The sequence below is a fragment of the Pseudomonas sp. NFACC25 genome, from assembly GCF_900100935.1.
Taxonomy (GTDB): Bacteria; Pseudomonadota; Gammaproteobacteria; order Pseudomonadales; family Pseudomonadaceae; genus Aquipseudomonas; species Aquipseudomonas marginalis.
On record NZ_FMUC01000003.1, the window covers coordinates 670,497 to 690,420 of the forward strand.

23 protein-coding genes and 1 pseudogene are annotated in these 19,924 nt (G+C 61.9%); 13 read left to right on the top strand and 11 right to left on the bottom strand.

The window, feature by feature from the left end; all coding sequences use genetic code 11:
• The first annotated feature begins 134 nt into the window (after positions 1–134).
• Positions 135–584 (top strand): YcgN family cysteine cluster protein, encoded by a 450-nt coding sequence (locus BLQ09_RS10880; protein WP_003172524.1) that lies wholly within the window; start codon positions 135–137, stop codon positions 582–584.
• Between the two features lie 13 nt (positions 585–597).
• Entirely contained in the window at positions 598–1,818 is a 1,221-nt protein-coding gene (locus tag BLQ09_RS10885; RefSeq protein WP_027604273.1) for a hypothetical protein, read from the top strand.
• A gap of 52 nt (positions 1,819–1,870) precedes the next feature.
• Here the strand turns inward: BLQ09_RS10885 and BLQ09_RS10890 are convergent, their stop codons facing one another.
• From BLQ09_RS10890 to BLQ09_RS10900, 3 genes are all read right to left on the bottom strand, one after another.
• Positions 1,871–2,221 carry a YgaP family membrane protein gene (locus tag BLQ09_RS10890; RefSeq protein ID WP_027604272.1) on the bottom strand — a complete coding sequence of 117 codons (351 nt, stop codon included), beginning with the start codon at positions 2,219–2,221 and terminating at the stop codon, positions 1,871–1,873.
• A 67-nt stretch (positions 2,222–2,288) separates the two neighbouring features.
• Positions 2,289–2,756, bottom strand: coding sequence for an RNA methyltransferase (locus BLQ09_RS10895; RefSeq protein WP_027604271.1), 468 nt, complete (start codon positions 2,754–2,756; stop codon positions 2,289–2,291).
• Between the two features lie 168 nt (positions 2,757–2,924).
• Positions 2,925–3,299: a YajD family HNH nuclease gene (locus BLQ09_RS10900; RefSeq protein ID WP_003210675.1), complete on the bottom strand. Its 375-nt coding sequence runs from the start codon at positions 3,297–3,299 to the stop codon at positions 2,925–2,927.
• Positions 3,300–3,405: 106 nt separating this feature from the next.
• Here BLQ09_RS10900 and BLQ09_RS10905 point away from each other — a divergent pair, with 106 nt between their 5' ends.
• A complete protein-coding gene (locus tag BLQ09_RS10905; protein WP_092356629.1) occupies positions 3,406–4,326 on the top strand; it encodes a ParB/Srx family N-terminal domain-containing protein in 921 nt (306 codons plus the stop codon).
• Positions 4,327–4,368: 42 nt separating this feature from the next.
• Here the strand turns inward: BLQ09_RS10905 and BLQ09_RS10910 are convergent, their stop codons facing one another.
• Positions 4,369–5,055: a spermidine synthase gene (locus BLQ09_RS10910; protein WP_065929156.1), complete on the bottom strand. Its 687-nt coding sequence runs from the start codon at positions 5,053–5,055 to the stop codon at positions 4,369–4,371.
• Positions 5,056–5,133: 78 nt separating this feature from the next.
• Between BLQ09_RS10910 and BLQ09_RS10915 the strand changes: the two genes are divergently transcribed.
• On the top strand, positions 5,134–5,412 hold the full coding sequence (locus BLQ09_RS10915) for a hypothetical protein (protein ID WP_027604268.1): 279 nt from the start codon (positions 5,134–5,136) through the stop codon (positions 5,410–5,412).
• On the opposite strand, the gene BLQ09_RS10920 is transcribed toward BLQ09_RS10915, so the two are convergent.
• Both BLQ09_RS10920 and BLQ09_RS10925 read right to left on the bottom strand, forming a co-directional pair.
• Complete coding sequence (locus BLQ09_RS10920) at positions 5,409–5,882, bottom strand: cyclic nucleotide-binding domain-containing protein (RefSeq protein WP_027604267.1); 474 nt, start codon at positions 5,880–5,882, stop codon at positions 5,409–5,411. The two genes, BLQ09_RS10915 and BLQ09_RS10920, sit on opposite strands and share 4 nt — an antisense overlap.
• A gap of 69 nt (positions 5,883–5,951) precedes the next feature.
• Positions 5,952–7,994, bottom strand: coding sequence for a S9 family peptidase (locus BLQ09_RS10925; protein WP_092356632.1), 2,043 nt, complete (start codon positions 7,992–7,994; stop codon positions 5,952–5,954).
• Positions 7,995–8,018: 24 nt separating this feature from the next.
• Between BLQ09_RS10925 and BLQ09_RS10930 the strand changes: the two genes are divergently transcribed.
• Genes BLQ09_RS10930 through BLQ09_RS10940 form a run of 3 tightly spaced genes read left to right on the top strand, consistent with a single transcriptional unit; the run spans position 8,019 to position 9,913 of the window.
• Positions 8,019–8,552, top strand: a complete 534-nt coding sequence (locus BLQ09_RS10930) for an MFS transporter (protein WP_092356635.1) — start codon at positions 8,019–8,021, stop codon at positions 8,550–8,552.
• Between the two features lie 30 nt (positions 8,553–8,582).
• Positions 8,583–9,359 (top strand): class II glutamine amidotransferase, encoded by a 777-nt coding sequence (locus tag BLQ09_RS10935; protein WP_092356638.1) that lies wholly within the window; start codon positions 8,583–8,585, stop codon positions 9,357–9,359.
• An 11-nt stretch (positions 9,360–9,370) separates the two neighbouring features.
• Positions 9,371–9,913 carry a DUF2937 family protein gene (locus tag BLQ09_RS10940; protein ID WP_027604263.1) on the top strand — a complete coding sequence of 181 codons (543 nt, stop codon included), beginning with the start codon at positions 9,371–9,373 and terminating at the stop codon, positions 9,911–9,913.
• 76 nt (positions 9,914–9,989) lie between these two features.
• Here BLQ09_RS10940 and BLQ09_RS10945 read toward each other — a convergent pair whose 3' ends face one another.
• Entirely contained in the window at positions 9,990–10,904 is a 915-nt protein-coding gene (locus BLQ09_RS10945; protein ID WP_092356641.1) for a LysR family transcriptional regulator, read from the bottom strand.
• 175 nt (positions 10,905–11,079) lie between these two features.
• Between BLQ09_RS10945 and BLQ09_RS10950 the strand changes: the two genes are divergently transcribed.
• The 4 genes from BLQ09_RS10950 to BLQ09_RS10965 all read left to right on the top strand — a co-directional run bounded on the left by BLQ09_RS10950 (position 11,080) and on the right by BLQ09_RS10965 (position 14,068).
• The gene (locus tag BLQ09_RS10950; protein ID WP_092356644.1) at positions 11,080–11,820 is read left to right on the top strand and encodes a 5-oxoprolinase subunit PxpA; all 741 of its coding nucleotides are present in this window, start codon (positions 11,080–11,082) and stop codon (positions 11,818–11,820) included.
• Positions 11,817–12,521 carry a 5-oxoprolinase subunit PxpB gene (gene pxpB / locus BLQ09_RS10955; protein ID WP_092356647.1) on the top strand — a complete coding sequence of 235 codons (705 nt, stop codon included), beginning with the start codon at positions 11,817–11,819 and terminating at the stop codon, positions 12,519–12,521. Before BLQ09_RS10950 ends, pxpB begins: the two co-directional genes overlap by 4 nt.
• Positions 12,518–13,429, top strand: a complete 912-nt coding sequence (locus BLQ09_RS10960) for a 5-oxoprolinase subunit C family protein (RefSeq protein ID WP_092356650.1) — start codon at positions 12,518–12,520, stop codon at positions 13,427–13,429. The genes pxpB and BLQ09_RS10960 overlap by 4 nt, the downstream gene beginning before the upstream one ends.
• Before the next feature lie 96 nt (positions 13,430–13,525).
• On the top strand, positions 13,526–14,068 hold the full coding sequence (locus BLQ09_RS10965; protein ID WP_027604258.1) for a hypothetical protein: 543 nt from the start codon (positions 13,526–13,528) through the stop codon (positions 14,066–14,068).
• 42 nt (positions 14,069–14,110) lie between these two features.
• On the opposite strand, the gene BLQ09_RS10970 is transcribed toward BLQ09_RS10965, so the two are convergent.
• The 3 genes from BLQ09_RS10970 to BLQ09_RS10980 form a co-directional block, all read right to left on the bottom strand.
• A complete protein-coding gene (locus tag BLQ09_RS10970; protein ID WP_024074064.1) occupies positions 14,111–15,289 on the bottom strand; it encodes a vWA domain-containing protein in 1,179 nt (392 codons plus the stop codon).
• A complete protein-coding gene (locus BLQ09_RS10975) occupies positions 15,289–16,134 on the bottom strand; it encodes an AAA family ATPase (RefSeq protein ID WP_027604257.1) in 846 nt (281 codons plus the stop codon). Before BLQ09_RS10975 ends, BLQ09_RS10970 begins: the two co-directional genes overlap by 1 nt.
• Before the next feature lie 100 nt (positions 16,135–16,234).
• The gene (locus tag BLQ09_RS10980) at positions 16,235–17,311 is read right to left on the bottom strand and encodes a DUF748 domain-containing protein (protein WP_027604256.1); all 1,077 of its coding nucleotides are present in this window, start codon (positions 17,309–17,311) and stop codon (positions 16,235–16,237) included.
• A gap of 129 nt (positions 17,312–17,440) precedes the next feature.
• Between BLQ09_RS10980 and cysK the strand changes: the two genes are divergently transcribed.
• Positions 17,441–18,415, top strand: coding sequence for a cysteine synthase A (gene cysK / locus BLQ09_RS10985; RefSeq protein ID WP_065928169.1), 975 nt, complete (start codon positions 17,441–17,443; stop codon positions 18,413–18,415).
• Positions 18,416–18,542: 127 nt separating this feature from the next.
• Positions 18,543–19,481 (top strand): aspartyl/asparaginyl beta-hydroxylase domain-containing protein, encoded by a 939-nt coding sequence (locus BLQ09_RS10990; RefSeq protein ID WP_027604254.1) that lies wholly within the window; start codon positions 18,543–18,545, stop codon positions 19,479–19,481.
• Positions 19,482–19,623: 142 nt separating this feature from the next.
• Here BLQ09_RS10990 and BLQ09_RS10995 read toward each other — a convergent pair.
• Positions 19,624–19,924, bottom strand: a pseudogene (locus BLQ09_RS10995) (IS481 family transposase); the annotation flags it as partial.

The following is a 19,924-nucleotide window of genomic DNA, read 5'->3' on the forward strand; positions in this document are numbered from 1 at the left end:
ATTCGGCGCTCAAAGCTACTGCGCCCCCGCTAGACTGACAAGTCTTGTCATACCGACAGTCGTAAGCGCTTGGCCCCAGGGGCCTTGGGCACTAGACTGGCGGCCTTTTCACCTACCGATACCGATGTAGAGCCATGGCCGCCAAAGTCGAACCTTTCTGGATACGCAAAACCCTTGAACACCTCGACCAGGAGGAGTGGGAGTCGTTGTGCGACGGCTGTGGCCTGTGCTGCCTGCAAAAGCTTGAGGATGAAGACGACAACAGCGTCTATTACACGCGCATCGCCTGCAAGCTGCTGGACCTGAAAACCTGCCAGTGCACCGACTACCCCAACCGCCGCGCCTCGGTACCCGACTGCATCCAGCTCACCCCGGGCCAGGCCGACCAGTTCAAATGGCTGCCGCCCACCTGCGGCTACCGCCTGGTCAGCGAGCGCAAGGACCTGCCGTTGTGGCACCACCTGGTCTGCGGCGACCGCGATGCCGTGCACCACGAACGCATTTCCCAGTCCGGGCGCATGCTCAGCGAAGGCAGCGTGCCCGAGGACGACTGGGAGGATTACCTGATCTTCCGCGCGGGCTGAGCAAGGAGTGTGTATGAGGGCGGGAACCAAGCTGGCGGCAAGCCTGGTGTTGCTGGCGTTGAGCATGCCTGCGTGGTGCGCGAAGAAAGTCGATCTGGATTATCACGTCAAGCTGCTGCCCCAGAGCGAGCAGGCCGAGGTGCGGGTGAGCCTGTCCCAGGGTTCGGCGGTGCGCAGCCTGAACTTCGACCTGGGCCGCACCGGCGACTACAGCGACTTCAAGGCCGATGGCCAGTGGAGCGTCAATGACCACCGTGGCCTGTGGCAACCCAGCGCCAACAAGGCCAGCCTGACCTATCGGGTGCGCCTGAGCCACGCGCGCAAACCGGGTATTTACGAAGCGCGGATGACCCCGAGCTGGGCGCTGTTTCGCGGCGAGGACCTGGTGCCGCCCGCACGCCTCGACCAGCAGGACGGTGTCGAACTGGTCTCGCGCCTGGTGTTCGAACTGCCGGCCGGCTGGAAAAGCATCGAAACCGCCTGGCCGCGCATCGGCAAGAATAAGTTCCGCATCGACAACGTCTCGCGCCTGTTTGACCGGCCCACCGGCTGGATGCTCGCCGGCACCCTGGGCAGCCGCCGCGTGCGCCTGGGCGAGACCGAAGTGACCATCGCCTCGCCCAAGGGGCAAGCCATGCGGCGGATGGATGTGCTGACCCTGCTGACCTTTGTCTGGCCGCAGGTGGAAGCGGCGTTCCCACGTCATCCGGCCAAGCTGCTGGTGGTGGGCGCCAGCGATCCGATGCGCCGTGGTGCGGTCTCGGCGCGCGACTCGATCTACCTCAACAGCCGCACGCCGCTGGTCAGCGAGAACGGCAGCAGCCCGTTGATCCGTGAAGTGGTGCAGGCGATTGGCCGCTTCAACGACCACGACACCAGTGACTGGATCAGCGAGGGGCTGGCGGAGTACTACGCCATTGAGCTGGTGCGCCGTGCCGGTGGGGTGACCGATGAGCGCTATCAGGCGATACAGGCGCGCTTGGCCAGGGATGGCAAGGACGTGACCAGCCTGCGCGGCGACCACGTCAGCGGTGCGACGGTGTCACGGGCGGTGGTGGTGTTGCAGGAGCTGGATCGCGAGATCCGCGTAAAGACTCACAACAAGCGCTCCCTGGATGACCTCGCGCAGGCGGTGATGCGCGCCAACAGCATCACCACTGCGGAGTTCGTGCAGTTGGCGGAGAGCATCATCGGCGAGTCGTCGGTGGTGCTCGACAGCAAGTTGTTACGCTGAGTCTTCGCCATACAAAAAAGTGGGAGAGGGCAAGCCCCTCCCACACTTGAATCTAACCAGTGGTTTTAACCGCCTTCTCAGCCGCCACTTCCGCCTTGGTCTTCAGGTTTTTCAGCTCTGCACCGGCACGTTCGATCTTCGTGCGCACGCTGTTCATTTCCTGGCGGCCCTGTTCCAGCTTGTCTTTAAGCGCGCTGTGCCCGGTAAAGCCGCGCGCCAGGGCCACGCCGCCGATCGCCACCTGAATCAGGCCGAAAATCCCGCCACGGCGCAGGCCTTTGCCCACCATCATCACGCCACCGGCCACTGAGCCGATGCGCTCCCAGCCGTGCACGTTCTGGGTGGGCTGATTCTGGAAGGGGGTGTGTTCGATGATAGGTCGCAAGGTTGTGCTGTCGCTCATGATCTGTCTCCAACAAGGTCAAGTGTATGCAGCTGACTGCGCGCAGGCGCCGGATGTTCCCAAAAGATCAGTACTTGGGGCCCGAGCGGGTGTTGTTGCCCTTGGCCATGCGGTCGTAGAGCACCACGTTGACGGTGGCGGCCAGGTTCATGCAGCCGGTGGTGGGGATGTACACGACGTCTTCGCACCAGTCGCGGATGTCTTTATCCAGGGACCCGTCTTCAGGGCCGAAGATATACAGCGCGCGGTCGGGGTGAGTGTATTCGGGCAGCGGGCGGGCACCGTCCACCAGCTCCACGGCGACCGGGATGCAGCCCAGGGGCAGGATCTTCTTCAGGTCATCGATGCCGATCAGCGGAATGTCGTGGTGGACCTTCTTGGTGTCGGTGACGAAGTCCCGGGCGCGCTCGTAGCGCACGCCGGTGTAGAACACCGAGGCCACGCCGTAGCAGCCGGCGGCACGCATGACCGAGCCAACGTTTTCGGGGGATTTGGGGTTATACAGACCGATGCAGCTGTAGCGTTTATTGCCCACGGGGAAGGGTGCCTTGGAGAAAAGCGGCGATTATACGGCCTGAAGGTGGTGTATTGCTTGGGCTAACGCTATCGGGAGCAAGCCCCCTCCCACATTTGAAAGTGTTCACGACTCAAAATGTGGGAGGGGGCTTGCTCCCGATGAGGCCAGGACAGGCGACGACACTCTTCAGTCGTCTTTCTTCATCAACCCCGCCAACGCCGCAAACGGGTTATGCGTGGCCTTGGCGATCGTCGGGCTGCTGGTGGAGCCTTCGCCGAAGTACTGCTGGTCGGTGTAGCGCGAGTGTTCGTTGTCGTGGCAGTACAGGCACAGCAACTCCCAGTTCGAGCCATCCTGGGGATTGTCATCATGATTGTGGTTACGGTGGTGTACGGTGAGTTCGCTCAAGCGCTTGCCGGCGAACTCACGGGCGCAGCGGCCGCACACGTGGGGGTACATCTTCAGGGCTTTGTCGCGGTAGCCCATTTCCCGGTCGCGCTGGGCATCGGCAAGGATGCGGTCCAGCTTGGCGGTGTGGGAGGGCGGGTTGGTCGAGCTCATCATGGCTCCTGGCTGTTTGGTGGTCACGGATAGCGTTGATTCTAGCCGCTTGCGTCGCAAATGACCGCTGGGATCGATTTACTTTACTCATAAGGATCTGAAAAACATGCGTCTGCTTTCATGGACTGTTGCACTGCTGCTGTGTGTCGTTACCCTTCAGGCCCAGGCGTTCTCGACGCCCCAGCCCGGGCAGGTGATCGAGGTTGCCCTTGAACAGTTGCATCCGACCCAGGCGGTGGTGGGCTTCGACCAGATCTACTACAGCCTGGGCCTGTTCGCCGATAAACCCGCCAAGGTCTTCGATGAATACTGCGAAACCAACGGCCAGGGTGAGGCCGGCAAGGTGCCCGACAAGGCTGACCTGCACCAGCCCGACAGCTTCACCTGCAAGGACCCGGTGGGCACCCATCCCGAGGACATGAAAACCGTGGTGGTCGGCCCTGCCGGCCAGCTGTACCTGACGGACGGTCACCACAGTTTCACCACCTTGTGGGAAGTGCCCGGTGGCGGCCCGCGCTTGAAGATGTGGGTCAAGGTCACCGACGACTTCAGCAACAGCCCGAACATGGCGAGCTTCTGGCAGCGCATGGAAGCGGCCCGCAAGGTCTGGCTCAAGGACAACCAGGGCCAGGCCCTGCCGCCGGAACAACTGCCGGCGCACCTGGGCTTCAAGAACCTGCAGGACGACACCTTCCGCAGCCTGGTGTATTTCACCCGCAAGGCCGCCTATGGCAAGCCGGATGGCGGCGAGATCGCACCGGAGTTCCTGGAGTTCTATTGGGGTAACTGGCTGCGCACGCAGATTGATCTGGGCCAGTACAACCTGAACAAGAAAGGCGGCTACAAGGACGCTATCGAAGCGGTCGCCAAGCGCATGGTCGGCCTGGCGCCGGGCTCACAGGTGGGTGACAGCGGTTTCACCGCCCATCAACTGGGCGGCATGACCCGGCTGGACCGCGATGAGCTGGAGAAGACCTTCGACAAAAAAGTGCCGTACGTGATCGACTACCGCAAATCCCACGACTGACAGGGATCAACATGTGGGAGGAGGGCGTCTTGGGAAGCGTGCTCAGCCCTTGAGCTTCTCCGCAATCCAGATGGTGTGCCGGGTGCCCTTGTTGCCATGGGCAAACACCTGCACTTCCTCGGCCTTGAAACCGGCCTTGCGCAGTTTGTCGCTGAACAGTTTGTCGGCGCTGGCGGACCACACCGCCAGCACGCCCTTGGGCCGCAGGGCCTTGGCGCAGGCAGCCAGGCCACCGGCGGAATAGAGCCAGCTGTTGGCCTTCTGCGTCAGGCCTTCGGGGCCGTTGTCGACGTCGAGCATGATCGCGTCAAAGCCCTGGGGCTCGGCCTGCAGCACCTTGGCCACGTCTTCCATGCGGATCACCGTGCGTGGGTCCAGCAGTGGGCGACCGGACTTTTCCCCCAGGGGCCCCCGGTTCCACTCCACGACGCCGGGCACCAGTTCCGCCACCACCACTTCGGCGCTCTTGCCCAGGTGCTTGAGCGCCGAGGCCAGGGTGAAGCCCATGCCCAACCCACCGATCAGTACCCGTGAGCCCGGGCGCCCCGCGACCTTGCGGCAAGGGATTTCCGCCAGCGCGTCTTCGGAGCCGTGCATGCGCGTGTTCATCAACTGGCCGCCGTCACCGCCCTGGATCTTGATGACAAAGTCTTCACCGTATTCGAACAGGCACAAGGCACCGCCGTTGTCGGGGATCGGTGTGGTGTCCAGCAGAACGAAACGTTTCATGGAAATCTCATTGGGAAGGGCATTCTTGCGCGGTTGGGAGTAGCCTTACGACATTCCGGTCAGGCCATGGAGCCATCGATGAAGTGCAGCATTCTAACGGTCATTGTGTTGAGCGCGCTCGCATTGGGTGCGGCGCAGGCTCAGGAGTTGCAAACCGTACCGGTGGCGCCGGCACCTAGCCCCGGCGCACCGGGCACGCCGACGCCGACGCTGTATCCGCAGATCACCCCGCCGGCCGTGCCGAAGACGAACGGCTCACCGCCGTTGGTGCCCATCGTATTGCCGACACCGCCGAAGGATCAGACGGTGCCCGGCTTGCAGCAGAACGACAGCAAGCCGAAGACCCCCGGCGGTTAAAACTGTTGGGAGAGTAATTGCCCATCGGCCATGCGCAGGCGCTTGGACAACGCGATGGCGATTGCGCGGATGATCTTCGCCGCCACACGCGGCGTTTCATTGAGCATCTTTTCCAGGGCGTCCTTGCCCAGGTTCAACAACACGCAGTCGCTGGCGGCCACGCAACTGGCGGAGCGCCGCTCGCCGTCAAGCACGGCCATCTCCCCAAAGGCCCGGCCGCTGCGCAGGGTGGCAATGGTCAGGCGCTGGCCGGTGTGGTTGGTTTTCTGCACCGCCACCTGGCCGCTGTGGATGATGCACATGAAGGTGCCGGCATCGCCCTCGAGGAAAATCACCTCGCCCTCGGCAATGCTGCTGATATTGAAGTAGCCGGCGGCGACGTAGAAGTCTTCCGGCAACAACGGGTCGAACAGGCCGCAGTCCATGAGCATGTCGCGGATTTCGGTATTCATTAGCGTCGGTAGTGCCATGGCTGCAATCTTGGTCCATCAATCAGGAGGCGGTCTGAATGTTCAGACAGGACCGCCCCGCTAAGTTCCTTAAACCAGCCCCAGCGCCTTGAACACAAATGCATATTCGAGTGCTACGTCACGTAATCCCTGGTAGCGACCGCTCATCCCGCCATGGCCGGCACCCAGTTCGGTCTTGAGCAACAGCAGGTTGTCGTCCGTCTTGGTCGCGCGCAACTTGGCCACCCACTTGGCCGCTTCCCAGTACTGCACGCGGCTGTCGTTGTAGCCGGCGATCACCAGCGTGGCCGGGTAGGCCTGGGCGCTGACGTTTTCGTACGGCGCGTAGGCCTTGATGCGTTCATACACCGCAGGCTCTTCGGGGTTGCCCCACTCGTCGTACTCGGTGATGGTCAGCGGCAATTCCGGGTCGAGCATGGTGTTGAGTACGTCGACAAACGGCACTTCTGCAATCGCCGCCTGGAACAACTCCGGACGCTGGTTGAGCACCGCGCCGATCAACAGGCCGCCGGCACTGCCGCCGCTGATGACCAGTTGCCTGGAGGTGGTCAGGCCCTCGGCGATCAGGTGTTCGGCACACGCGATAAAGTCGCTGAAGGTGTTCTGCTTGTGTTCCTGCTTGCCATTGCGATACCAGGCTTCACCCAGTTCGCCACCGCCGCGCACATGCGCAATGGCGAAGGCCACACCACGGTCCAGCAGGCTCAGGCGTGCATGGGAGAACCACGGGTCGAGGCTTGAGCCATAGGCGCCGTAGCCATACAGGTACAAGGGTGTCGGCTTGCCGAGCTGGTCGCGCTTGATCACCAGGCTGATCGGCACCTGGGTGCCATCGGCGGAGGTGGCCCACAGGCGCTGGCTGACGTAGTCATCGGCATTGAACACGCCGAGCACCGGGGTTTCCTTGAGCACCTGCTGGGCGCCGCTGGCCAGTTCCAGCTGGCGCACCTGGGCCGGGCGGTTCAGGGCTTCATAGCGCAGGCGGATCTTGTCGCTGACGAATTCCAGGCTGTTTTGCACGTAGAGGCTGTAGGCGGCGTCGGGCAGCTCCACGCGATACGCCGGCAAGCCCTGGGGGTGCACTTCGATCACCGGCAGGCCGCCGATGCGCAGGCTCAGGGTCATGGCGCCGGTGTTCAGGCTGACGCCGTCGAGCATCACGTCATCGCTGTGGGGGATCAGGTTCTGCCACTCATCCTCGGTCGGCACGTCGCCAATGTCGGTCGCCACAAACAGGGCGTAGTTGATGCCGTCACGGTTGCTGCGGATAAACCAGGTCCACGCGCCGTTCAGTTGGCCGTGGTCGACATCGTATTCATGGTCCTCGACCCGTGGCGCCAGGCAGGTGAAGTCCAGGTGCGGCTGGTCGGCATCCAGCGCCCAGACCTCGCTGGTGGTCTTGCTGCCGAGCGAGAGCAGCAACTGGCGCTCGGAGCTGGAACGGTAGCAATGCAGGAAGAAACGCCCGTCGGGCTCATGGAACACTTCCTGCGCCGCCGTGCCATCCAGGCGGTAGCGATACAGCTTGTGCGGGCGGTGGGTGTCGTCCAGCTCGCCGAAGAACAGGGTCAGGCTGTCATTGGCCCAGGTCATGCTGCCGTCGCAATCCTGGAACTCCAGTTCGCTGACTTTGCCCGTGGCCAATTCCTTCACGAACAGGGTGTAGATCTCTTCGCCACTGGTATCTAGGCTGTAGGCCAGGCGCTGGTGGTCGGGGCTGATGCTGAATGCGCCGAGGGAAAAGAAGCCGCCGTTGGCCAGCACGTTCGGGTCCAGCAACAGCTCTTCGCTGCTGTCGTCCACCTGGTTGCCGTCGTCGGCCGGGCGGCGGCAGCGGTAGTGGCGGGCGTATTCGTCACCGGCGGTGGTGCGCGTGTAATACAGGTACGGGCCCCAGGGGGAGGGCAGGGACAGGTCGGTTTCGAGGATGCGGCCCTTGATCTCCTCGAACAGGGTTTCGCGCAGGGCCTGCTGGTCGGCGAGCCGGGCTTCCTGGAAGGCATTTTCGGCCTTCAGGTAATCAAGGACCTCAACGCTGTCGCGCTCTTGCAGCCAGGCGTACGGGTCCTGGCCTGGGGCTTTACGGGCAATCGGGGCGGTCGATGAAGGCATGGAGCACTCTCTGTCTGGCGGAAGGTGGCAGGCATTGCAGCCGCGACACGCAAAAGCCGTTATCATAGCCGCCTGTTTGCCTACCTTGCCATGGACACCATGACCGAGAACGACTATCTGACCGCTTGGGGCCTTTACGCCTTCGCTGCCTTGGGCTGCCTGTTGGTGTGGTGGCGCATGACCCGCTGGATCTGGCGCTGGCTGCGCGAACCGCTGCAATTGCTGATGGCCGTGCTGCTGTTGAGCCCGACCATCGTCGACCCGGTCAAGACTCAGTTCGCACCGGCCGTGGCCATCACGGCCCTGGACCTGGTGCTCAAGGTCGGCAATAACGCCTGGCGGGCGATTTCCGATTTGTTCATGTACACCCTGATCGCCTTTGGTGTGTACCTCGTGTTTGTGCTGATCCGCTGGCCCATCGAGCGCTCCGCCAACGCCCGCCGTGAGCGCAAGGCCGCCACCGACGCCGCCTTGGCCGCCGAGCCTGTGGATGAAGACGATGAGCCGTTCCGTCGTCCTGCACCGGTGAGCGGTATGCGGGTCGAACCGCGCCTTTAACGTTGTCCGCCCTGCAGCGAGAGCCCTGGCATGTGTGAATTATTGGGCATGAGTGCCAACGTCCCCACCGATATCGTGTTCAGCTTTACCGGGCTGATGCAGCGCGGTGGGCGTACCGGCCCCCATCGCGACGGTTGGGGCATCGCTTTCTACGAAGGCCGTGGCCTGCGCCTGTTCCAGGACCCGGCCGCGAGCAGCGAGTCGGAAGTCGCCCTGCTGGTGCAGCGTTACCCCATCAAGAGTGAAGTGGTGATCGGCCATATCCGCCAGGCCAACGTCGGCAAGGTGAGCCTGGCCAACACCCACCCGTTCGTGCGCGAACTGTGGGGCCGCAACTGGTGTTTCGCCCACAACGGCCAGTTGGCGGACTTCCATCCCCGCGCCACGTTCTATCGGCCAGTCGGCGACACCGACAGCGAAGCGGCCTTCTGCGACTTGCTCAACCGCGTGCGCGAGGCCTTCCCCGAGCCGGTGGACATCAAACAGATGCTGCCGGACCTGATCGCCGCCTGTGCCGAATACCGCAGCAAAGGTGTGTTCAACTGCCTGCTCAGCGACGGTGACTGGCTGTTTTGCTATTGCTCGACCAAACTGGCGCAGATCACCCGGCGTGCGCCGTTTGGTCCGGCGCGCCTCAAGGATGTCGACGTGATCGTCGATTTTCAGGCCGAAACCACCCCCAATGATGTGGTGACGGTGATCGCCACCGAGCCGTTGACCGACAACGAAAACTGGACCCGCTACGAACCGGGCCAATGGAGCCTGTGGCGACGCGGTGAATGCGTCAGCCAGGGCGTTACCGAGTAAGGATATCGACCATGTTGCTCAGTTATCTGCGGTTGGTGCTGTTTGCCATTGGCCTGTTGGTCGGCGTGCAAGTGCCGGGGTTTATCAACGACTACGCCAAGCGCGTCGAAGCCCACCTGATCGAGGCCCAGACCGGCCTGAGCGGGTTTGAAACCACCGCGCGGCAGTTCTTCAACGGTGACTTGAAGGCCTTGGTGGCGCATTACCGCGCCAGCGACGACCCGGTGTTCCAGAGCGACGCCAACAGCCTGGGCGCCATGCTTGACCGCCAGGTGGCGTTGGACAAGCAATTCCAGGCCATGCAAGGCCCGTGGTACATCCGCGCACTGCAAGTGGCGGTGGCCGCCGACCCGGATATCCGCCTGGAGACCTGGAACGGCTACAGCTACCAGATCCTGCTGACCCCCGAAGCCATGGGCTGGGGCCTGGGCGGGGCGATGCTGCTGTCGTTTGGCCTGGAGTGTCTGTTCCGCCTGATCGACTGGGTGGTGCTGGGTGGCAAGCGCTTGCGCCAGAGCCGGCCGATTGAGGAACGGGACCTGAAAGGTCTCTAACCCACGCCTCGGTCTAATGTGGGAGGGGCGGTGCGACGACTCGACTTGCCCCCTCCCACATGTGTATCCGGTTTATTCAGTTGTTCAGCACCATCCGCTCTTCGCCGACTTCCTCGGCATAGCGGGTAACGACCTTCTGGCACAGCCCGACAATCTCCTCCACCAACTCCACCCCCACGCGCCACGACACCACCACCTGCAGGTTCGGCAGTGTCTGCGCCATCGGCAACATCACCAATTCGCCACGCGCCAGTTCTTCCCTGACCAGCACCGGCGGCAATGCACCAATCCCGAAGCCATCGCGCAACAACCGGGTAATCGCCGACACCGAGTTCACGCAGTTCATCCGTGGCGCGGCCACGCCGTTGGCCTGCATCAGGCTGATGACGTCCTGGTGCGGGTGGGAGTTTTTCGAGTAGGTGATGATGCGCTCCTGGGCCAGTTCGGCGAGGGAGGCGTAGTCGCGGTTGTAGATCGACTGGCTGGCGACGATCCAGGCCATGGGGTGGCTGGCCAACTCCAGGCTGCGCACGGTTTCCAGGCGCAGCAGGTCGGTTTGCAGGATCAGGTCGAGAAAGCCTTTTTGCAGCTGATCGCTGAGATTAAGCGCGGTATCGGCGACCAATTCGATTTCCACCAATGGGAAATGGTCCATCAGTTCCGCCACCAACGGGCTGAGCCAGGTGTGGATCACCGTGTCCATCGCACCGATGCGAATGCGCCCGACCTTGCTGCTGGTGGTTTCCAGGGACTGTTTCAGGCCCTGCATGGTCACCATCATCTGCTCGGCATAATCGAGCACCTTCAAGCCTTCCGGGGTCAGGCTCACGCCCCGGGAGTCGCGCAGGAACAGCTTTACCCCCAGCTCGCTTTCCAGCACGGCGATGCGGCTGGAAATCGAGGCCTGGGTGGTGAACAGCTTCTCCGCAGTCAGGCGGAAGCTCTTGAGCTTGGCCACCCAGACGAAGGTTTCGAGGAACTTCAAATTCATGGGATCAACTTTTTCTTATGCATGGATCGGTTTTTATTAGTTGGACGCCGCACCGGGCAAACGCCAAAAATCAGGCTATTCCACGATAAGCGCCGTTGGGGTGTCAGGACAAGTTGCGAGTTCTGCGTAAAAAATCCCACACTACAAAAAAACAAAGCCTACAGGAGCAACCAGCGTGAGCCGTCTGCTATTGAATTGCGACATCGGCGAGAGCTTTGGCAACTGGACCATGGGTCTGGACGCCGAGGTCATGCCGTTCATCGATTGCGCCAACGTGGCCTGCGGTTTTCATGCCGGCGATCCGAGCATCATGCGCAAGACCGTCAGCCTGGCCCTCAAGCACGGTGTACAGGTGGGCGCACACCCGGCGTACCAGGACCTGCAAGGCTTCGGCCGCCGCTCCATGGCCTACACCCCCCAGGAAATCCAGGACCTGCTGCATTACCAGATCGGCGCCCTCGACGGCATCTGCCGTGCCCAGGGCGGACGTGTCAGTTACGTCAAGCCCCATGGCGCGATGTACAACGACATGATGGCCAACCCGGCGCAACTGCGTGCGGTGATCGAGGCCGTGGCCGCGTATGGCGACCTGCCGCTGATGCTGTTGGCGACCCGCGACAACAGCGCGGCCCAGGCACTGGGCGACGAATACGGGGTGATCCTGTGGTTCGAGGCCTTTGCCGACCGTGCCTACGACGCCAACGGCCATCTGGTTTCCCGTCAATTGCCGGGGGCGGTGCACCATGATCCAGAGGTCATCGTCCAGCAGTCCTTGACCCTTTCCCGTGGCGAACCCCTGACCGCCAGCGATGGCAGCCCGTTGTTGTTGCGCGCCAATACCCTGTGCGTGCATGGCGACAATGCCAGTTCGGTCGCCGCCGTAAAGCGTATCCGCGAGGCATTGAAGCCAGCATGAAGCCACGGATTGAAGTGGTGGCGATCGACTGCCTGATGGTGCGTCTGTTCGAGGTGATCGCCGAAGCCAATATGCCGTGGATGCTCGCCGCCACCCAGCGCTTGCGCAGCGGTTTTGGCGCAGCCCTGGTGGATCTGGTGCCTTCCTACACCACCTTGATGGTGCATTACGACCTCACCGCATTGAGCCCGGCCCAGGCGCGGGAATTGATCGACCAGGCCCTGACCGACCTGCAACCCCAGGCCCAGGGCAGCGGCCAGTGCCATGTGCTGCCGGTGTGGTACGACCTGAGTGTCGGCCCTGAACTGACATTGCTCGCCCAGCGCAGTGGCGTGGCTGTCGACGACGTGATCCGCCGCCACAGCGCCCACGAATACCAGGTATTCGCCCTCGGCTTCGCCCCCGGTTTTGCCTTTATGGGGCTGGTGGATGAAATCCTCGCCACCCCGCGCCTGAGCACCCCACGCAAACGCGTGGCGGCCGGCAGTGTCGGTATCGCCGAGCGACAGACCGCTGCCTATCCGGTGGTGTCCCCCGGTGGCTGGAATCTGATCGGCCGCACGCCGGCCAAGTTGTTCGATCGCGAGCGCGACGGCTACAGCCTGATGCAGCCCGGTGACACGGTGCGCTTTGAGTCGGTCAGCCACGCTGAATTTATAAACCTGGGTGGCGATGACACGCCGTTGGAGGCGCAGGCATGAGCCGCTTGATCATCGAGGCCAGCACGCCGCTGTGCCTGCTGCAGGACGCCGGTCGTTTTGGCGTGCGCCACCTGGGCGTGACCCAGGGCGGCGCGCTGGATTGGGTGTCGATGTCCTGGGCCAACTGGCTGCTGGGCAATGCGCTGGACGCGCCGGTGGTGGAAATCACCCTCGGTGGCTTTACCGTGCAGGCCGAGGATTATTGCCTGTTGGCGCTGGCCGGGGCGGATCTGGGGGCGTATATCGATGAACGTGCGATCAGCCCCGGGCGCAGTTTTATCCTGCAAAAGGGCCAGCGCCTGCGCTTTACCCAGCCCTTCAGCGGCGCGCGGGCTTACCTGGCCGCCCCGGGCGGGTTTGATGCGCCGGATGTGCTGGGCAGCTGCGCCACGGTGGTACGTGAGGCGCTGGGCGGGCCGGACGGTTTCGGCAAGGCCTTGGCCGAAGGCGGGCGACTGGGCTACTCCGGTACCGGCGGCGGGATGAAAGTGCTGAGCGAGCAGGCGTTGCCGGCCAAGGCGCCGCTGGAGGTGATCGTCGGCGCCCAAATTGGCCTGTTCAGCGGCCAGAGCCTGTTTGATGCCTTTAACACCGAGTGGGCCCTGGACAGTCGCGCCGACCGCATGGGCATGCGCTTGCTCGGTACGCCCTTGCAATACCAGGGGCCCTCGCTGATTTCCGAAGGGATTCCGTTGGGTGGCATCCAGGTGCCGCCGGATGGGCAGCCGATCGTGTTGCTCAATGATCGCCAGACCATCGGTGGCTATCCGCGCCTGGGCGCCTTGACGCCATTGGCGCTGGCGCGGCTGGCGCAGTGTTTGCCGGGAGAAAAGCTGAGGTTGGTGCCGGTGGTGCAGGAAATGGCGCATCGGCAGCATGTGGAGTATCTGCGCCGGTTTGCGCTGTAAGGAAAGCTCCTACGGAAGTGCCAGTGTTTGTCGTCTTCGCGGCTTTAGCGCAGTCATGAAAACCTGAATGGGTTCATCCACTATCCAGGCTTTTCCATGCGCTATTTGAAGATTTTTGCCCAAGATGTGCTCGATAACGATGTTCCCGATGTGGTGTACCTGGAGTTCTATGACGATTCCAGGACCCCCGCGCTTGTCCATCGGGCCACGGCCTTCGATATCACCGACGACGGCCAGTTCGACTGGATCATTGCGGACGATCTCAATCAGGACGGCATTGTCGACACCGTGGACCGAGAGATGGCCATCGAGTTTGCCCAGCTGTTTCTGGCGTTCGAATGGTTCAGCCTCGACGAACCCTTCGACAAGTACCTGAAGGTATTTGCCGGTGACTTTGATAACAACGGGATTCCCGACACGGTGCGCTTGCACTTTCATCAAGGGGAGGGGGGGCCGCGAGATGAAACCATTGTCTATTCGGCAGCGGTGTACAGCGACGGTAATGGTCGTGGCGCCTTTGTCTCGATCAACCAGGACGTCAACAATGATGGGAAGGTCGACCGTCAGGATTCGGAACTGGTCAAGCGGTTCGCCGCGCTCTTCCTCAAGTTTGCCTGGATCGACCGCGAGCACTGCTGAGTGAGGGGCCCGTAGCCGATGTTATCGGCTATGGGCCTGCTATCACTTGGACAGGAAGCGCATGCCTTCTTCCAACCCGCGCAACGTCAGCGGGTACATCTGGTCTTCCACCAACTCCCGCACAATCCCCGTCGACGCGGTATAACCCCAGGTATCCTTGGGATACGGGTTTATCCAGATCAGTTTCTTGTACTTGGCCATGAAGCGCTGCATCCACACATACCCCGGCTCTTCATTCCAATGCTCGACGCTGCCGCCGGCCTGGGTGATTTCATACGGCGCCATCGACGCATCGCCGATAAAGATCACTTTGTAATCGGCACCGTACTTGTGCAGCAGGTCCTGGGTGGAGGTGCGCTCGGAGGTGCGGCGCTGGTTATTCTTCCACACCGATTCGTACACGAAGTTGTGGAAGTAGAAGTACTCCAGGTGCTTGAACTCGGTCTTGCAGGCCGAGAACAGTTCTTCGCAGATCTTCACGTGGGCGTCCATCGAGCCGCCGATATCGAACAGCAACAGCAGCTTGATGGTGTTGCGCCGTTCCGGGCGCATCTGGATATTCAACAGCCCGGCATCGCGGGCGGTGTGGTCGATGGTGCCATCGATGTCCAGCTCTTCGGCCGCACCCTGGCGGGCGAACTTGCGCAGTCGGCGCAGGGCGATCTTGATGTTGCGGGTGCCCAGTTCCACCTGGTCGTCGAGGTTCTTGTACTCGCGCTGGTCCCAGACCTTCACGGCCTTGCCCTGGCGTTTGCCGGCGTCGCCGACGCGAATGCCTTCGGGGTTGTAGCCGCCGGAGCCGAACGGGCTGGTACCGCCGGTGCCGATCCATTTGTTGCCGCCGGCGTGGCGTTCCTTCTGTTCTTCCAGGCGTTTCTTGAATGCCTCGATCAGCTTGTCGAGGCCGCCGAGGGACTGGATCTGTGCGCGCTCTTCGTCGCTCAGCGAGCGTTCGAACTCCTTGCGCAGCCAGTCTTCGGGGATCAGCGCCTGCAGGTGATCGTCGAGCTTTTCCAGGCCATTGAAGTAGGCGCTGAAGGCGCGGTCGAACTTGTCGAAATGCCGCTCGTCCTTGACCAGGATCGCCCGGGCCAAGTAGTAGAACTCGTCCATGTCGGCAAAGGTCACGCGCTGTTTCAGCGCGTTGATCAGGTCGAGCAGCTCGCGCACCGACACCGGGACCTTGGCTGCGCGCATTTCATTGAACAGGTTGAGCAACATTATCGATTACCGCGACGGCTCATGAATGCCAGGCGTTCGAGCAACTGCACGTCTTGCTCGTTCTTGACCAAGGCACCGGCCAGGGGCGGGATGGCCTTGGTGGGGTCGCGCTCGCGCAGCACCGCTTCGCCGATATTGTCGGCCATCAGCAACTTGAGCCAGTCGACCAGTTCGGAGGTGGACGGTTTTTTCTTCAGACCGGGGACTTTGCGCACGTCGAAAAACACGTCCAGCGCCTCGCTGACCAGCTCCTTCTTGATGTCCGGGTAGTGCACGTCGACGATTTTTTGCAGGGTGGTGCGGTCGGGGAAGGCGATGTAGTGGAAGAAGCAGCGGCGCAGGAACGCGTCCGGCAGCTCTTTTTCGTTGTTGGAGGTAATGATGATGATCGGGCGCTTCCGGGCCTTGATGGTCTCGTCGATTTCGTAGACGTAGAACTCCATCTTGTCGAGTTCCTGCAGCAGGTCGTTGGGGAACTCGATGTCGGCCTTGTCGATTTCATCGATCAGCAGGATCACCCGCTCCTCGGACTCGAATGCTTCCCAGAGCTTGCCCTTCTTCAGGTAGTTGCGCACGTCGTGCACCTTGTCCACCCCCAGTTGCGAGTCGCGCAGGCGGCTGACCGCGTCATACTCGTACAGGCCCTGGTGGGCCTTGGTGGTGGACTTGATGTGCCAGGTGATCAGCCTGGCGCCGAAGGACTCGGCCAGTTGTTCGGCGAGCATGGTCTTGCCGGTGCCGGGCTCACCCTTGACCAGCAGCGGACGCTCCAGGGTGATGGCAGCGTTGACGGCCAGTTTCAGGTCATCGGTGGCAACGTAGGCCTGGGTGCCTTCGAACTTCATCGGTCATTCCTCGAATTCATCAATGCCCGGACTATACCGCGCGGCCCCGGCGACTGTGAACGCAGACGGGTTATTCAGTCTCTGAATGACCGGTCACGGCTCAATCCGCCGAAGGCTTGGGCTGCTCATAGCGCGCATTGAACGCCTGGATAAAACCATTACGCAAAATCGCCAAAAATGCGGAGAACGCGCTGACATTTTGCTGATGTACGCTGCCACTGAGTTCCACGCGGGTGGCGAACTGGTTCTTTGCCTGGTTCTTCAATACGGTCTCGCTGGCGCCCACCACGGCCTCCCAGATCGAACGAAAGATGTTCTTGTCCTTGTTCTCCACGTCCTGCTGCCAGTCGAAGACTTCCACGTCGCGCAGCAGCGGCTTGATGTACCCGGTCAACTGACCTTTTTCCGCCTGGGCTTCGATCACCACGTCCCCGGTGCCGGCCTTGAAGTCGAACTTGCCATAGGCTGCGGCGAAGTCGTTCATGCGCTTGAGCTGCAAGTCCCTGGCGCGGAAGCGAAACTCGAAGTTCTCGAAATTGCTCAGCGGGTCGAAGGTGGCGGTGGCTTCCAGCGGAGCCTGGCCTTGCAGCAGGGCCTTGCCGTCGAAGCGCGCGTCGCGCCGGCCTTTGACGTCTACCACATTGGTCAGGTTGTAGAAGCTGGCGTTGACGTCGGTCGCGTCGATCTTCACCACGGGCTTGGAGCTGAAGTTGTGGAAGGCGATCTTGCCGTCTTCAATGCGCACTTCATCGAGGGTGATGGGGGCCAACTTACTCAACTGCTCGCGCCAGTCGGTGCCCTTACCGGTCTGGGAGGCTTGCTTGTTGGCACCGCCGTCGACGAAGTTAACCTCGGGCTTGATAAACAGCACTTTGGCCACCACCGCGTGGTCGTACCAGAGAGAGTGCCAGCTCACCGCCAGGTCGATCAGCGGCGCCTTGACGAACGGGACGGGCACCTTGCCGTCGACCTTGACGATCTCCAGGCCGTTGATCCGGTACGCGCCACGCCATAGCGCGAGGTCCACGTCGGTCACCTGGCCGCGGTAATCGCCCATGTCGGCGAGCTTGTCATTCAGGTAGTTACGCACCAGGTAAGGGAGCGCGATGCTCACGGCGACCAGGACCACCAGCAATCCGGCAATGGTCCATAGTGGCCAGCTGTAGCGACGTTTCATGGGGAGAGTCCTCTGTCCATACTGGTGCGGTGGACCCCTGCGGCAGGCGCAACGTTCCTTCGACTGGACGCTTTGCAGCACGAGGCATACCCTTGGAGCCTTTCTGAAAACCGCCTAATAGGACCCGCCATGAGCCGCATTTTTGCAGACAACGCGCACTCCATCGGTAACACGCCCCTGGTTCAGATCAACCGTATCGCACCCCGTGGCGTGACCATCCTGGCCAAGATCGAGGGGCGTAACCCGGGCTATTCGGTGAAGTGCCGCATTGGCGCAAACATGATCTGGGACGCCGAAAGCACCGGCAAACTCAAGCCGGGCATGACCATCGTGGAACCGACTTCCGGCAATACCGGTATCGGCCTGGCCTTTGTCGCCGCCGCCCGTGGCTACAAGTTGCTGCTGACCATGCCGGCGTCCATGAGTATCGAACGCCGCAAGGTGCTCAAGGCCCTCGGCGCCGAATTGGTCCTCACCGAGCCGGCCAAGGGCATGAAGGGGGCCATCGACAAGGCCGGCGAAATCGTTGCCAGTGACCCGGCCACCTACTTTATGCCGGCCCAGTTCGAAAACCCGGCCAACCCGGCCATCCACGAAAAAACCACCGGCCCGGAAATCTGGAACGACACCGATGGCGCCGTGGACGTGCTGGTGGCGGGCGTGGGCACGGGGGGCACCATCACCGGCGTGTCGCGCTACATCAAGAACACCGCAGGCAAGCCGATCCTGTCGGTGGCTGTCGAGCCGATGGTGTCGCCGGTGATCACCCAGGCCCTGGCCGGTGCCGAGATCAAGCCCAGCCCCCACAAGATCCAGGGGATTGGCGCCGGGTTCGTGCCGAAGAACCTCGACCTGTCGATGGTCGACCGCGTGGAACTGGTGACCGACGAGGAATCCAAGGCCATGGCCCTGCGCCTGATGCAGGAAGAGGGCATCCTGTGCGGTATTTCCTGCGGTGCCGCCATGGCCGTGGCCGTGCGCCTGGCCGAGAAGCCGGAAATGCAGGGCAAGACCATTGTGGTGATCCTGCCGGACTCCGGTGAGCGCTACCTGTCGAGCATGCTGTTCAGCGATTTGTTTACCGAGCAGGAAAACCAGGCTTGATTTATGTCAGCCGGTCAGCCTGGGCCTTCTGCATAATGGCCCAACTGTTTATCATGGCCGGCTGTCACGTCTGGCCTCCCGTCGCCGGGAGGCTGTTGGCCAGGCGCTTATTTCCAGGAGTTGCTGCATGACCTTTTCTTTGGCCGCCAAACTGTCGGTGTTGTTGCTGTTTATTGGCAGCACGCTGTATGTGCACCTGCGCGGCAAGGCCCGTTTGCCGATGTTGCGCCAGTTCGTCAACCATTCGGCGCTGTTCGCCCCCTATAACGCCTTGATGTACCTGTTTTCGGCCGTGCCGTCCAAGCCGTACCTGGACCGCAGCAAGTTCCCGGAACTGGACGTGCTCAAGGACAACTGGGAAGTGATCCGCGAAGAGGCCATGCACCTGTTCGACGAGGGTTACATCCGCGCCGCGGAAAAGAACAACGATGCCGGTTTCGGTTCGTTCTTCAAGAAAGGCTGGAAGCGTTTCTACCTCAAGTGGTACGACAAACCCCTGCCATCGGCCGAGGCGTTGTGCCCGAAAACCGTGGCGCTGGTGAGCAGCATCCCCAACGTCAAGGGCGCGATGTTCGCGCTGTTGCCGGGCGGCAGCCACCTCAACCCGCACCGTGACCCGTTTGCCGGTTCCCTGCGGTATCACCTGGGCTTGTCCACGCCGAACTCCGACGACTGCCGCATCTTCGTCGACGGCCAGGTATACGCCTGGCGCGACGGTGACGACGTGATGTTCGATGAAACCTACGTGCACTGGGTGAAAAACGAAACCGACAAGACCCGCGTGATCCTGTTCTGCGACATCGAGCGGCCCCTGAGCAACCGCCTGATGACCCGCGTCAACCGCTGGGTCAGCAAGCAGTTGGGCCGCGCCACCGCACCGCAGAACCTGGATGACGAGCGCGTCGGCGGCATCAACCAGGCGTATGCCTGGAGCAAGACCTTCAGCGACAAGTTCAGCGGTGTGGTCAAGCAGTGGAAGCGCAAGCATCCGAAGGCTTACCGCATTGCGCGGCCGGTGCTGGCGGTAGTGGTGTTGGTACTGCTGTGGAAGTGGTTGTTCGGCTGATCTGAAGCGTTAGACGCGGTCAAAATGTGGGAGGGGGCTTGCTCCCGATAGCGGTGGATCAGTCAGAGAAGCTGTGACTGAAAGACCGCCATCGGGGTGTAGAACCGTAGACATCGTTTACATCTGAAACCGGGGACATCGTTTACACATTTGAGGCCTGGACGCGGGTCATACCTCGTCCAAGCCTCCCCAAGGGATAATCACACAGGTACAAATCCCAAGCATCATCTTCAGCTTCTTTGAGCCCTATCCTTTCCCCGGACAGCGCCTCGCTGATAAATACCAACTTGCCGTTCCACTTGATCGATCCGTCCTGCCTGACGCTTCGAACTTTCATTTCTGCCGGATATTCCACATCGGGCAAGCATCCTGGATAAATTCGGGTGGACGGCACATACAAGTCTCCCGGACTTTTCATGCCGAGCGCTTCGTGAGGGCGTACG